The sequence below is a fragment of the Scytonema hofmannii PCC 7110 genome (assembly GCF_000346485.2).
Classification (GTDB): domain Bacteria; phylum Cyanobacteriota; class Cyanobacteriia; order Cyanobacteriales; family Nostocaceae; genus Scytonema; species Scytonema hofmannii.
Genome location: NZ_KQ976354.1, coordinates 4,371,026 through 4,385,097 on the forward strand (window position 1 = coordinate 4,371,026; position 14,072 = coordinate 4,385,097).

Here is a 14,072-nt window from a genome sequence, read left to right on the forward strand (position 1 = left end):
AGTCGGCAAAAATAAAAATTCACCAACCCTGAAAGCAGGACATGTATGCCCGGTTGTTATGATGAGGTAAGCAAAAAAGCAATTCATTAAGTCATAAAAGCACAACATGGCTAGTAACCAGCAATTTATTCCTCAAGGGGAAAGCGATCGCCTGCATGTTTTGCGACGTTATAAGATTTTGGATACACCTCCTGATGGCGCATTTGACCGCATTACTTCGATAGCTGCTAGACTTTTTAAAGTGCCAATCGCTATTGTAAGCTTAGTGGATAGCGATCGCATTTGGTTCAAGTCCCGTTATGGTTTGGATGTAGAACAGATAGAGCGTTCGCCCGGTCTGTGTGCATCAGCAATTCTTTCAAATGATGTCTATACAATTGTAGATGCTAGCAAAGATGTGCGTTCCTTAACAAATCCCCTAGTTGCGGGCGAAATGGGCTTGCGTTTTTATGCAGCTGCGCCACTCACAACCCATGACGGTTATAACTTAGGCACATTATGTGTTATTGACAAACAACCTCACTCTATTTCGGAAGAAGAGAAGTCTATTTTGACCGATTTAGCAGGAGTTGTTATGGATGAGATAGAACTGCGACTAGCAGCCCGCAATGTAGCGCAGTTAAATATCGAACTCGCCCAAGCTAAAGAAGCCGCAGAAGTGGCAAACAAAGCTAAAAGCCTCTTTATCGCTAATATGAGCCATGAGTTGCGATCGCCTTTAAATGCAATTCTTGGCTTTTCTCGTTTGATACAGCGCAGTCAAAATTTATCTGTAGAAAATCTAGAAAATGCTAGCATCATCATTCGCAGTGGAGAACACTTGCTATCGTTGATTAATCAAGTATTAGATTTCTCTAAACTCGAAGCTGGGCGTGCAACTCTGAATCAAAATAACTTCGATCTTTGCTGCTTATTAGATGAGTTGGAAGATATGTTCCAACATAAGGCTAGAGAAAAAGGGCTGGAGTTAGTTAGCACTTATACGAATGATGTTCCAAGATACATACGAACTGATGAAATTAAGTTACGCCAAGTGCTTATTAACCTGATAAGTAATGCAATCAAATTTACAAATCAAGGTAGGGTGTTGGTGAAAGTGGGATTAGAGACGCGGGGACACGAAAAAACAGTGAACTTCCTCCCCTTTCCCCGTTCCCCCCTCTCCCCCTCCTTTTCTTCCCAGCCCCGAATAACCTTTGAAGTCGAAGATACAGGTGCTGGGATTGCTGCTGAAGAGTTAGACAACCTCTTTGAAGCTTTCGTTCAAACAACAACAGGCAAAGAATCTCATGAGGGTACGGGTTTGGGTTTAGCTATAACACGCAAGTTCGTGCATCTTTTAGGAGGTGAAATCAACGTTTGTAGTGAAGTGGGAGTGGGTACAACCTTTAAATTTGTCATTCCAGTGAGTGCAGCTGATGCTCCCGACATTATTGACAATAAACAACCATCACGCACTGTTGTATCACTAGAAAAAAACCAATCACAATACCGTATTTTGATTGTTGATGACAAATCCCTAAATCGTCAACTGCTGAGAAAATTGCTTCATCCTATGGGTTTTGAACTTGAGGAAGCCAGCAATGGTCAAGAAGCTATTGAGATTTGGGAAAAATGGCAACCGCATTGCATATTTATGGATATGCGGATGCCTGTTATGGATGGATACCAAGCCATACAACACATCAAATCAACCCTCAAAGGTCGAGCTACAATGATTGTTGCCCTAACTGCTAGTGCTGTAGAGGAAGAGAAAGCTATTGCTCTCTCTATCGGTTGCGATGACTTTATCCGCAAACCATTCCGAGAATCAGAAATTTTTGGAGCGTTACAAAAACATCTCGGAGTCCGATTTATTTCTGAAGAACAAATGCCAAAGTCCGAGAGCGATCGCATTCAAGCTAAAAACTTCAACCAAACAGATATCGCAAATCTGACACAAGAAATTGCTGCTTTACCTCCAGATTTGATCGGTCAATTCTATCTAGCAACTCTCAATCTTGATACAGATGTAATACTAAGTCTTATTGCTCAAGTCCGCCAAACAAATGAGCCACTAGCGAATATTTTAGAGGATTTAGCTCATAATTTCCAGTACCAGCAGATTTTAACATTAATGCTACCAACTGTAGTCTAATTATGCCGTTTTCCTGTGGTACGGGCGTCCTCGCCCGTTTGTTCTGGAGAGTATTGGCTAGTATTTTGTCGAAGTTTTCGGAAAATACTAAAAGCGGCTTCGGCTTAAAAAGTAAAAAACAAATTATTTTTTATAGTAAAAATACTTAAAGTATTTTCTCTTGAATCAAGTTATAAATAAGACTCAAGATTTTGGTAAGTATAAACCTTGAAAAAATAAAAATATCTATAAGACTGTCAAGAAAGGAATTATGGCTTCTTTACATTTTTACCAATACAGAGATTTTTTGTAAAAATGTGATAAAAATTTAACACTATTCTGGAAAAAGCTAAATGAATGAAGTAGTATAAGTTACAGATTCGGTGCAGTTGACAAAAACAATATTTTGACAATTGTTTCACTACCCGCAGTTATTTCATTTAAAAACCAGGCAATTTAAGCCATGAAGAAAAACACTTGTTCTACATTACTAGGTTCTGTTTTGTTCGCCACTGGAGTTACAGTTGCGCTCATGGCTGCACCACCAAAAGCCGCACCAGCAAGTAACCAAACCACAGCTATTTGCAACGTTAATAATGTCTCACTTGGCGGTATTAATGCTACAGCTTGTAAAGGACCTTTCGATGGTAATGACACTGGAGCACAAGGCACCTTGCTTAGCGATCTAAATAATGGTTTGTTTAAAAACAGTTTGTCTTCTGACTACACTTATAACTGGGCTTTAGCTGGTAAATCAGATGAGTCAAATAATTTCTTGACAGCAGCTAATAATTTCAGTTCTGGCGCATGGAGTCTAAAACAACCACTAAGCAGTGATACATTTGTGCTGAGCCTTAAAACCAGTACAGCATATAGTGCCTATTTGTTCACAGGTATTAATTACACAAATTTGCAAGGATTCTTTAACACTGTCGGTGTTGCCTTAGCAGGAAATGGAAATCAAGGTAAGGCTTTATCTCACGCTTCGCTGTTTGTAGCGACTAAGAAACACAACGAACAACCACCTGTTAAGAAAGTTCCAGAACCCGGTACTTTGCTCGGTCTTGGTTTGACAGCAACGGGAATGGTTGTTAGTCGTCGTCGCAAGTCAAATTAGCCTCTGAGGGTTTTCCAAAAAATAAATTCTCCATCTTGTGGGGCGGGCGTCCTCGCCTGCCTTCCGAGTGGTGACGGCTCGTGTCGCCCGTACCACAAAAGATATTTGAAGACTTTTTTATTTGGAAGTCCCTAACTCTCAAAGCTTAGTAAATCCACATACTGAGGATTGTTAATCAACGCTTTTGCAACTAAAAAACCTGCAATAGTCCACGTTTGGTATTTTCTAGCTTCTTTACCAATTAATCGACCATTTTTACCATCGTAATACTCAGGCCAAGAATCTTCAATTAAACGTTTCTCAGCCAGTGCTATAGCTTTGCGACCTAGTTCTAAGCGATTTGTTTTTTGAGATGTTGCAGCTAGCAACCAGAGTAAAACAGGCCAATTTCCACCATTGTGATATGACCAAGGGGTATTTTTTGGATCGCATCCCGTTACAATTTGCCACTCCATACCCTCAAGTGCAGGGAAGCAGATTTTCATCGGCATATACCCCACTAAATCGTTCCAGCGTTGCTCAATTAAATTCATAATGCTTTGAGATTCTTGAACGCTGGCAAGAGAAGTGATAACTGCCATTAAGTTACCCACAGTAAAAAAACGAAAATCCATACGGCCAGGGCCAAGGTTACCTGCAAGATAACCTCCACTGTCAGGCAGCCATTCTGTCAGCCAATGAGGAATTGAATCAGCATATATATTGAATCTATTAGCAACTTCTTTGCCAAACTCATCGCCTTTGTACCGATAAATTTCATTTAAGCGCTTGAGATCGATCCAATAGTATTCTCGAAGATGATAAGTCAGACTTGCTAAGCGTTTGTGAACGCTATTATAAAGGCTGCAGCTATCATCATTTCTTAAAAGCAGCTCGCCAGCCGCACGTAAGGCTGTATAAAATAAAACTTGAATTTCAAGCGGATGTTCATAAACACCCATACGACGGTCAATCATAAAAGAGCCATCGGGAACCAACATCGTTGGATACATGGCAAACCGATGAACAAGGCACATTTGTAGAATTAATTTGATTCCTTTTTGAAAGTGTTTTTGGTGAAAAAGTGAAATATCACCTGTCGCTTTTACATATGCCCGAAGTAAAATAAGCCACCACAAGCAAGAATCAACAGGCGGTACTTTGGCGATCGCGTGTTCTCCAAAATCAGCCGTTAAATACTGCCTACCATCCTCTGATTCTACTTTAAAACTAGCTGGCATAAGTCCCGGTCCCGGTTTAAAGGAGTCTATCTGTGGTTCCTGACTCTGCAAACTAAGAGTTTCTGTCAAAAAGTTACGTACAATTTCAGGTTTACCTTTAATGAGAAAAGCGAGTGCTGATAAGACAAAATCTCGAACAAAGCATTGGTCGTAGTTCAACGCATTTGAACCTGGTTCGATAGCTGCTACTGTTCCAATCGGACGACCTTGATAATAAATAATTGATTTTTCAAGCAATTGCCATGCTTCTGCTTCTATATCGTGTTTTGCTCTCATTAATTAAGTACCCCCAACATACTTCTGTAGTAGTACGTCTTCCCTAATTTGTTGCATGAGCACTCTTTGACGTGGGGATTGCCCAACCGCCGGAGAGCAAAAATTTATGCACCATTTTAAACAGACGCATTAGTAGTTTGTGTTAGTCCCACCTAACACGCCGCACCCAGTATAAATATTGTTTAATAAAATATATGGTGCGTTATGCTTAGCTCTAACGCACCCTACATACAGTAATAATTTTCCTAATCTAAAGGGAATAATTTGTTGTATTAGATCCCCGATTTCTTTGAGAAGTCGGGGATCTGTGCTAACGCCCTTTACCTGTATATGACACTCGGTAGATAACTCCATTTGTGTCATCTGTAAATAACAGTGACCCATCAGGTGCGATCGCCAAACCCACTGGTCTACCAAACTGAGTTAATGCCTCTTCGTTCAAAAACCCAGTGATAAAATCCTCAAATTCCACTGGCTTGCCATCTACATAACGCACTCGTACAATTTTATAACCAGAGGGCGGGTTGCGATTCCAGGAACCGCGCATAGTCACAAAAGCATCGTTACGATATTCTTCTGGAAACTGAGACGCCTTGTAGAATAACATTGCTAAGGGCGCACTGTGAGCCGTGTAGGTAAGCACGGGCGGTTGTGTATTGGCACAGTATTCTTCCTTCGTCGTACCAGTGGGGTTTGCGCTCAAGTATACATCCGGACGGCGATCTGCATAACAAAAAGGCCAGCCGTAGTTTATATCCTCTTCCAGAAGATTTAATTCTTCCGGCGGTTGTTCGTTACCACGCCAATCGGAGCCATGATCCATGCCCCACAGTTGCCCTGTTTCCGGATGCCAATCAAAGCCAATGGTGTTTCGCAAACCTTTGGCATAGATCGTTCGCATACTACCATCAGGTTGCGATCGCAGGATAGTCGCGCTTTCAGGATTTGTCTCATTACAAGCGTTACAAGTACTACCTACAGTGATGTAGAGCATTCCGTCAGGACCAAACGCGAGAGTGCGGTTGGGGTGTTGCCCTGCGTCTGGTAAATCGTTAATCAACTGCTGTATTTCGCCTATTGCCCCTCCTGAGTTCACATCTGCGGCATAGAGATCTTTATCTGTGACAAAGTAAAGACGATTTTGGTAAATTGTGATGCCGTTGATGTATTCGTAACCGGATGCAACGGTTAGTGTTTCGTCGGCGTACCCATCACCATTAGAATCACGTAGTGCTAGTATATCACCTTGTTGGCGGCGAGTAACGTAGATGGTACCATCAGGGGCTACTGCTAGCATCCGGGGATTACCTAAATCTTTGGCAAATATATTAATGCGAAATCCTGTAGGCAACTCGATCTGTTGCAAAAGCGATTCGTCAAATTTCAGTTGTTCGGGTGTGACTAAATAGCCCTCAACTTGCTCGATTCTTTGTTCCTGCGTTTGTTGTGCGTTACCAGTAAGAGTTATGCTCAGCACTAAAGCACAACCGATGAATAAGCTTTTAGCTATCACAGCATTTTCCTTAAATTTGCTAGGAAAAACTCAGGACTTACGCAAAAATTGCTAGAAACCTTGATTTATCGAACCGCCAAGACGCCAAGAGCGCCAAGAATTCGTAGAGCGTGCGTAAGTCCTAAAACTAACTGATGGAAGGCAAAAGGATAAAACACAAAGTATAAAACTGGTTTATCCTTCATTGAAGTTAATTGTCAGAAAGTAGTTTAAAACTAATTAAGCGATCGCCACATCTTTCTAACGAAGTAGCGATATATACCTTATATTTGTTTGAAGCCTGTTTATTTCTTTTAGTAACTAACCCTCTAGATAGACTTAGGAGTATCGGTCACTGGTCACTGGTCACTGGTCACTGGTCACTGGTCACTGGTCACTGGTCACTGGTCAATTAGCTACACCTATCTAGGGTCTGTTTTTTTATTGAATCAACATATCTCTAACCAATACGAGAAGTAAAGTTCCGGAACTTAGAGTGCAAACTTGTTAAAAAGAATTAACACAGATGAAATCTTTTTTTGTCTATAAGTGGCGGCTTAGGGTGCATGAGCACAGTTAACAGAGGGTGCTGCTTAACACCAGAAGCTAATAAAGCAACAGTAGAATTTGTCGTTTTTACAGAGGCTGAACTTGGAATGAGCAAACTGGGAATTTGTAATGCTTTAATTGAAATAATACACAAACGTACATTTTTGAGTTGTTAAAGCCCCGTGTTATCGCATAGTATTGATACTTACGCTCTCTTCAAGCCCTCTAAAAACCCACAGAAAGTCATGTTGTACAAAGGTTTTATTTTCAATAGTAGACTCGTACTCTAGTACTCCCACAACTGAAGTATGTCTCTTGTTTAAAAGACGACTCATGGGTTGAGCTGAAGAACGGCTCTCTTGTTTTAAGAACCAACAAGCTGTACTGGCATTTTTTTAAATACTTTTAAGTATAGCCAGCTATAGTAAATTTGTCTGAGTCTTTTATTATTGCAGAATAGATTTAATACACACATTAAGGAGGTGAAACCAAGATGGTGGAGAAAACTGAAAACAAAGTAGGAGGTTGGTATCTTGTTAAAGACGTTACAGAACGGCAGCTAGGTGTTATGTTTGAAGTAGCTGTATGTCTTGGTTGTCTCCCGCCTAATATTGGGAATCAAGGTTCTATTCAAACCTTAGTTGACATCATGACCTTGCAGTTACTGATAAATATTGATAAGGTTATTTATAAAGTCTTGTCTATCCCCATTAAAATTGGTGACAAAAAGCATTTCAAGCGCACCCGCAGTGAGTTAAACCAGTTTTACAAGAGCGTGGTAGTCAAAGCTCTGAAAACTGTACTCAAGCGCTTTGACCAAGTGTCCGTTGCTTTTAACGTGGCTCACACCTCGCAAACTGATTCAGACCTGGATCTGCTTCTGGGAAAGCGTGACAGGAATCGATTTTACCAATTTTGGAGAGGTGTATTTGGCGTCATACGCAATGCTGGATGGAATGTTAGGCTTCAAGGAAGTGGTTCACACACCTTCTCTACAAAACACCTTAGAGTGTTTTGGACTTTAACCAAACGTACCGTCAAGTATCTAGTAGACGTTGTTTTAGATCGGTTGCAAGTACTTATAAAAAGTACTAACCTCATCAAAGACAGTGGGAAGAGGGAAGAAAGCCTTCTTCAAAGTTTAGACAAGCTTTCTACTGGGTGCGCTTTCCTGCAGGGGTTTTATCCAGACCCAGCCCTAACAAGCAGTAGCAGTAACTGGTCTGCTTTTTGCAGTGACTGGTCTGTTGCATCAAAAAGGGTCACTGCGTTAAGCGTCTGTCTCATTAACTGGGAAATACAGCACGCTTCCAATAATCCTGGATTTGTGTGTATCCACCACAACCCAACCAACAATTGCCAAAACTTGTCACTAAAAATGTCAAGAAAGCAATTTACCCTGCCTGAATGATTATATTGATAGGACAAAACTCACCACTCACAACTATGACCAGCAGCAAAGTAATCAACGTTAGAGAATACACTGTTAGAGCACACAAACGATTGATTCACATACGCGTTTTCAACTTTGTTTGCAAAGAGTGCGGTACATCAACGAAGCGCGAGACTTTTGGACCTCGTCCTTTGTACTGCGAACAATGCCGCCCTCCTCAAGCACCTAAAAAATCGCTAATGAAGCCCTCCAATAAAGCTAAACCCAGACCAATGACTTACAAATCTGATACTGAATTAGGTTGAGATGAAACTATATGATGACAAAACCACACTTAGAAGCACCTCCACAAGCTTTGATTGAACCACTGCTCGAATTAAGAGACTACTATGCAGCTCTTGTGGAAGAGTACGAACGTTTGAGTACGCAGGCGCGATCGCAATTGACTCACGTAGAAGCGATCTTGTCGAATTATTCACTACCGCCTGTAGTTGATAACCAAACAGCGATAGTTGAAACACTCTCGTTTCCTCCCACTCCTTCCCAAGAAGTCTCTCACTTACAACAAGTACCGGATAAAGTCTCTAACTTTAAACCAGAAGAATTTATCCAGCTTGAGTTGAAAGACAATGGCAAGCAAGAGATCGGTGTGAACGAAGTTGCCACACAAAATGCCAACGGTGCAATTGCAGCAGCACCTACGGTCATATTCTCACCACAACGGATATTGTTAGAGAATGACGATCGCACGCTTCCAGGCTCAGATGTTCCCATGCAACCTCAGTTTCACGGATTGCCTCGATTGGAAGCAATTGAAAGCATTCTGCGAGAAAATATGGGGACTGTTTGTCACATAGATTTCATCGTGCGAACGCTCTATGGAGATTTGGAGTCAAGTGTATTCAAAGTAGTCAAGAGTAGGGTGCAATCCTCACTGACACACGGTAAAGAAAAAGGTTACTGGTCAGCTGTTCCAGAGGAACCCGGTTGTTACACTCTCGATATAAGTTTGGTAACCCCACAAAATGGGAAAGCCAAATCCAAAGCTGTTAAACCTAAAAAGAAGAAACCCTTTTTGCTCCCCAAGGCAAGACGAGTGCCAATGTTGGCAGAATTTGAAGGTAAGTTTCTTATTGACGCCATCTGCATACTATTGCAAAGACATTCAGGGAGAATTTTCAGCGTAGGTGATGTCATTACAGGCTTGTATGGAGAGTTAAATGCCGAACAATTAAGGGAGATAAAAACTGCTGTCCATAATGAACTTTCTAGAGGTCACCGAATTGGTAGGTTCTCTAGAGTTCCTGACAAGCTTGGTTATTACACTTGGGATTTAAACAAGATTAAAACTAAGTAGGTGTCTGGGGATTTGTCATTTGTCATTTGTCATTTGTCATTTCCCCTTATCTTGCTTGTCCCCAGCCGCTATCGACTAAAAATTCTTATCTAAAGTTGAATCAATTTGTATCTTAGGATAGTTGTGTCAAAAAATAGACTTTATGATAGTAGAATATGGAGCTATACAAAATATAAAAGCAAAATGCCTCATGTCTTATTAGTTGATGATGAAGAACCTTTAAGGGAAAGCCTTTCCTACAGTTTGCGGAAAGAAGGCTATACTGTAGAAACGGCAGCAGATGGTCACAATGCTATCAAACAGTTTCACAAGCAAGTGCCAGATGTGATCCTTTTAGATATAATGCTGCCAGAAGTTGATGGTATGGAAGTTTGCTGGCGAATTCGAGCATTTTCGGACGTGCCAATTGTTATGCTGACTGCTAAAGACCAAGACTTTGACAAAGTGCGGGGTCTAGAGGCAGGTGCAGATGACTACGTGACAAAACCCTTTAACACTCGCGAACTGCTAGCGCGTATAAAAGCTGTCCTGCGTCGTCGTTCTGAAAAACAGTCCTAGTCTACCTAATGCTTTCTGATTGAATTGGGAATTTTGTAGATGGGCTGGATACCTCAAATTAAAAAAAATTCCATTCATACTAAACTGCTGGCAACATACCTATTGCTAACTGCTTTAGCAACGTCCCTGATGGGAGCGTATATTCTCTGGTCTTTCCATGCTTACTTTAATAAAGCAAGGCAAACGGATTTGGAGACTTGGAGTACTGCTATTGGTGAAAGTGTTGCTGATGCATTAGAAACAAATGACTTCAAGCGAGCTGCAGTTATTGTTCAACGTTATGGTGCAGCTGAAAACATAACTATACGAGTTTTAGATAGTAAAGGTAGACTTCTTGCCTCATCTAGCCCAGACTTAGATCGACAAATACCAAGCTGGTTGGAAGTGCCTGGGATGAAAGAAGCCTTACAAGGTCAGGCACAGCGAGGTTTAGCAAAAGGTCTTTTAACTAACGATGATCGATTGTTCATTGCCCGACCGATTAGGCGTAAAGGTCAAATTTTGGGCGCATTGAGGATGTCAGTCACTTTACGACAGTTTCAAAGGCAATTTGCCACAATCATAAGCACGATCGTGGGAACTCTCATTTTTACACTTATCCTGTGTACTTTGATTAGTGAGGCATTAGCGCGTAGTTTGTCCCGCCCTATTGAAACAATGAGAAATTTTGCAATTCAATTGGGTACCGGGCATTTTGGGGGTAAACTTCAGATTCGTCAGAGTAACGAGTTAGATCAACTCGCACTAGAACTTAACCGCATGAGCGAACGTTTAGCTTCTCTGGATCAAGAACGCAGAGTGTTTCTCGCAAACGTATCTCATGAACTCCGTACACCAATTAGCAATGTCTTGGTGACTGTTGAAGCCCTTCGCAGTGGTGCTGCTTCAGATCCTGGAGTTCGCGATCGCTTCTTTCAAAATGTAGAAGACGAAATCAAACGGTTATCACGGTTGATTGACGATCTCCTAAATTTGGGACGACTGGAAGCAGGGGTGACAGTCTTAGAACAGCAAACAGTACATTTGCATCATTTAATTGACCGTGCTATGAGGGCTATGGAATCCCGAATCAAAAATTTGCAAATCTCAACACAAGTTAATGTCACAGATATGCAAATACAGGGCGACTCGGAGCGTCTGTTGCAAGCTTTTCTCAATATTTTGGATAATGCCATCAAACACTCATCCCCTAATTCCCAAATTTCTATAGCTGGGTACAAAGAAGGCAAGCAAGCAGTTGTGACAATTCGCGATCGCGGACAGGGGATTAAAGAAAGCGACCTCCCACATATTTTCGAGCAATTTTATACTGCCGATCGCTCGCGTCAAGGTAAGGGAGTTGGATTGGGCTTAGCGATCGCCAAGCGTATCATAGAAGCCCACGGTGGTAGCATTACAGCGAGTAGTAAGTTTGGTGAGGGAGCAAGCTTTAATATTCATTTGCCTTTATGAAGTAAGTCGGCACAATAAAAATACCACTTGAGAGGCTTTTTTGAAATCAAAGACATAGCTAATTTGGAAGCATAAAATTCAGCAAGATTGCTGGAATAGCAAAAACTGGAGGCAGAGTTGTGCGTTTTGGGCAATGGATAGGGTTGTTTGCCCTTGTCATATCTCTTTATATTTTGTGGCAAATCAGGCAAGTTGTTTTAGTTGTCTTTGCATCTGTTGTTTTGGCAACAGTTTTAAACCAACTTGTGCTATTTTTACAAAAATTTCGGATGAAAAGAGGTATTGCGATCGCGATATCATTTAGTCTTTTACTGATGATTATAGCAAGTTTTTTAGCATTGATTGCGCCACAAATTGTTGACCAACTGCAACAATTCACTGACTTTGCACCTAATGCCTTAGAAAGAATGCGAACTTGGAATAACTGGTTGCAAAACGCTATTCCAGATCAATTATTAGAAAATATTCGCGGTCTTAGAACTCTGACTCAAGGTTTACAAACTTGGTTAAATCAGCTAGTTAACAACTTTTTTGCCCTATTAAGTAGGTCGCTAAATATAGTTTTAACTTTACTGCTGTTCTTAGTATTGACCATTATGCTACTGACAGATCCAGCGCCATACCGACAGGGCTTTATCCTGTTGTTTCCTGCATTTTATCGGCGTCGGGTTAGTGAAATTCTTTCTGAATGTGAAACATCTTTAGTAGGTTGGATAAAAGGTACACTTCTGACGATGTGCCTAATTGCTTGCTTGAGCTATGTTGGTTTGTTAATTTTAGGAGTGCGTCTCCCCTTAGTTAATGCACTTTTAGCAGGATTACTAGAGTTTATTCCGAATGTTGGACCAACATTGAGTTTGATTCCACCTCTACTGTTAGCACTGCTTGATGCACCTTGGAAAGCAGCTGCCGTGGTAGCACTATACTTTGGAATTCAGCAGGTTGAAAGCTTGGTAATTGTGCCCTTGGTTATGAGAACTCAGGTCTCTCTATTACCTGTAGTAACCATATTATCTGTAGTGATTTTCGCCCAATTTTTTGGATTTTTAGGGCTATTTCTTGCTATACCTCTAGTCATTGTCTTTCAAATTTGTATAAAAGAAATTTTGGTTAAGGATATACTTAACAATTGGCAAGGAGAGATGAAAAGTAAACGCCAATTAAAAAACGATGATAATGATAGCGCCAACAGAACTCTCAAAGGTAGTGCTGTTGGCGCAGGATCGGATAGCAAAGAGTGATGCTATTGATGAATTACACAACGAACCGCGTAGGGATTGTAAAGCCTTGCGCCTTACTAACCACCTTGAGGCGTGGGAAGCGGTCCCGGTTGTACTGAGACTTGTAAACTTTTACCATTGCGTTGCAGTTCTATTTGCATGGTGCTACCAACGCCAGTTTTCTCTACTATCTGCTGTAATGCATCAGTTGTAGTCACAGGTTGATTATTAATTTCTTGAATGACATCCCCTGGACGCAACCCTGCTCTATCAGCTGGAGAACCAGGAACAACACGAACAATGAGAATACCCCGATCTGCTTGCACTTGAATATTCGCATTCGGGCTATTGTTAATTCGTTGCTTGAGTTCAGGTGTAATCTGTGTCATCTGAATACCCAAATAAGGGTGTTCAACTTTGCCTTTAGTAATTAATTCCTGAGCTATGCGTTGAGCTGTATCAATGGGAATAGCAAAGCCGATGCCTTGAGCACCGCTAATAATAGCTGTGTTAACGCCAATGACCTGACCCCGTGCATTAAGCAGGGGTCCACCTGAGTTTCCCGGATTAATTGCTGCATCAGTTTGAATATATCCAATACGTCTGTCAGATGCACCGATATCGCTTGCAGAACGGTCTGTTGCGCTGACCACACCCACTGTAACGGTTTCTTGCAAACCCAGGGGATTACCAATTGCGATCGCCCACTGTCCTGGTTGTACTTGTTGAGAATTTCCTAATTCTACAATAGGTAAATTATTATTGGGAACTTGAACAACTGCAATATCCGTCACGTTGTCTTGCCCCAACACTTTACCTTGTACGGTGCGACCATCGGAAAAGGATACTGTCACTGTATCCGCATTATTAACAACGTGAGCATTGGTAAGAATTTGACCGTTAGAATTAATGATAAAACCAGAGCCAACACCGCGAACAACTCTCTCTTGTGGCTGTGTTGGTACTCGGTCTCCAAAAAATCTCTGAAAGAAAGGGTCATTTAATGCTTCCGGTACTTGGCTTCTGACAGTTCTCTCAGTGTTTATTTGCACCACTGCTGGTTCTACCTTATTGACAACTGCGACAACAAAATTGGTATCCTCGGCTGTTGGTACGAGCGGGCGATTATTGGAATTTCCTGTCTCTTGAACTGCTTGAACAGATTCTTTCAAAGGTTGAATTCTTTGAGAAGTGACTGTTGAGCAACCACTCAAAAATGCTATTCCTACTCCTACAAATGGTAACAATAAGTAGTTAGCTAATTTTTTCTTAAAGAAGCGATTGGTATTTAGATGTATTCTTTCCATATGACTTATCTATTT

The 14,072-nt window shown here is 41.2% G+C and carries 11 protein-coding genes; 8 read left to right on the plus strand and 3 right to left on the minus strand.

The features are described 5' to 3' along the window. Positions 1–106: 106 nt before the first annotated feature. Positions 107–2,137 carry a hybrid sensor histidine kinase/response regulator gene (locus WA1_RS17940; protein WP_017746319.1) on the plus strand — a complete coding sequence of 677 codons (2,031 nt, stop codon included), beginning with the start codon at positions 107–109 and terminating at the stop codon, positions 2,135–2,137. A gap of 442 nt (positions 2,138–2,579) precedes the next feature. Continuing rightward, positions 2,580–3,233 carry a PEP-CTERM sorting domain-containing protein gene (locus WA1_RS17945; RefSeq protein WP_066612914.1) on the plus strand — a complete coding sequence of 218 codons (654 nt, stop codon included), beginning with the start codon at positions 2,580–2,582 and terminating at the stop codon, positions 3,231–3,233. Positions 3,234–3,364: 131 nt separating this feature from the next. Here the strand turns inward: WA1_RS17945 and WA1_RS17950 are convergent, their stop codons facing one another. Both WA1_RS17950 and WA1_RS17955 read right to left on the minus strand, forming a co-directional pair. After that, a complete protein-coding gene (locus WA1_RS17950; protein WP_017746321.1) occupies positions 3,365–4,729 on the minus strand; it encodes a glycoside hydrolase 100 family protein in 1,365 nt (454 codons plus the stop codon). Positions 4,730–5,039: 310 nt separating this feature from the next. After that, positions 5,040–6,242, minus strand: a complete 1,203-nt coding sequence (locus tag WA1_RS17955; protein WP_017746322.1) for a PQQ-dependent sugar dehydrogenase — start codon at positions 6,240–6,242, stop codon at positions 5,040–5,042. A gap of 1,021 nt (positions 6,243–7,263) precedes the next feature. On the opposite strand from WA1_RS17955, the gene WA1_RS17960 reads away from it, so the two are divergent. The 6 genes from WA1_RS17960 to WA1_RS17985 all read left to right on the plus strand — a co-directional run bounded on the left by WA1_RS17960 (position 7,264) and on the right by WA1_RS17985 (position 12,771). Continuing rightward, a complete protein-coding gene (locus WA1_RS17960; RefSeq protein WP_017746324.1) occupies positions 7,264–8,181 on the plus strand; it encodes a hypothetical protein in 918 nt (305 codons plus the stop codon). Continuing rightward, a complete protein-coding gene (locus WA1_RS59915) occupies positions 8,178–8,468 on the plus strand; it encodes a hypothetical protein (RefSeq protein WP_017746325.1) in 291 nt (96 codons plus the stop codon). Before WA1_RS17960 ends, WA1_RS59915 begins: the two co-directional genes overlap by 4 nt. An 11-nt stretch (positions 8,469–8,479) precedes the next feature. Continuing rightward, positions 8,480–9,520, plus strand: coding sequence for a hypothetical protein (locus tag WA1_RS17970; RefSeq protein WP_026134987.1), 1,041 nt, complete (start codon positions 8,480–8,482; stop codon positions 9,518–9,520). Between the two features lie 183 nt (positions 9,521–9,703). Next, positions 9,704–10,078: a response regulator transcription factor gene (locus tag WA1_RS17975; protein WP_017746327.1), complete on the plus strand. Its 375-nt coding sequence runs from the start codon at positions 9,704–9,706 to the stop codon at positions 10,076–10,078. A 39-nt stretch (positions 10,079–10,117) separates the two neighbouring features. Further along, positions 10,118–11,530, plus strand: coding sequence for an ATP-binding protein (locus WA1_RS17980; protein WP_017746328.1), 1,413 nt, complete (start codon positions 10,118–10,120; stop codon positions 11,528–11,530). Between the two features lie 119 nt (positions 11,531–11,649). After that, complete coding sequence (locus WA1_RS17985; RefSeq protein ID WP_017746329.1) at positions 11,650–12,771, plus strand: AI-2E family transporter; 1,122 nt, start codon at positions 11,650–11,652, stop codon at positions 12,769–12,771. Between the two features lie 56 nt (positions 12,772–12,827). On the opposite strand, the gene WA1_RS17990 is transcribed toward WA1_RS17985, so the two are convergent. Further along, entirely contained in the window at positions 12,828–14,057 is a 1,230-nt protein-coding gene (locus WA1_RS17990; protein ID WP_017746330.1) for an HhoA/HhoB/HtrA family serine endopeptidase, read from the minus strand. Between the last annotated feature and the right edge of the window lie 15 nt (positions 14,058–14,072).

Coding starts and splice junctions, on each gene's coding strand:
- WA1_RS17990 (WP_017746330.1), bottom strand. CDS start 14,057: ATGGAAAGAATACATCTAAATACCAATCGCTTCTTTAAGAAAAAATTA.
- WA1_RS59915 (WP_017746325.1), top strand. CDS start 8,178: ATGATTATATTGATAGGACAAAACTCACCACTCACAACTATGACCAGC.
- WA1_RS17940 (WP_017746319.1), top strand. CDS start 107: ATGGCTAGTAACCAGCAATTTATTCCTCAAGGGGAAAGCGATCGCCTG.
- WA1_RS17975 (WP_017746327.1), top strand. CDS start 9,704: ATGCCTCATGTCTTATTAGTTGATGATGAAGAACCTTTAAGGGAAAGC.
- WA1_RS17945 (WP_066612914.1), top strand. CDS start 2,580: ATGAAGAAAAACACTTGTTCTACATTACTAGGTTCTGTTTTGTTCGCC.
- WA1_RS17980 (WP_017746328.1), top strand. CDS start 10,118: ATGGGCTGGATACCTCAAATTAAAAAAAATTCCATTCATACTAAACTG.
- WA1_RS17960 (WP_017746324.1), top strand. CDS start 7,264: ATGGTGGAGAAAACTGAAAACAAAGTAGGAGGTTGGTATCTTGTTAAA.
- WA1_RS17950 (WP_017746321.1), bottom strand. CDS start 4,729: ATGAGAGCAAAACACGATATAGAAGCAGAAGCATGGCAATTGCTTGAA.
- WA1_RS17970 (WP_026134987.1), top strand. CDS start 8,480: ATGATGACAAAACCACACTTAGAAGCACCTCCACAAGCTTTGATTGAA.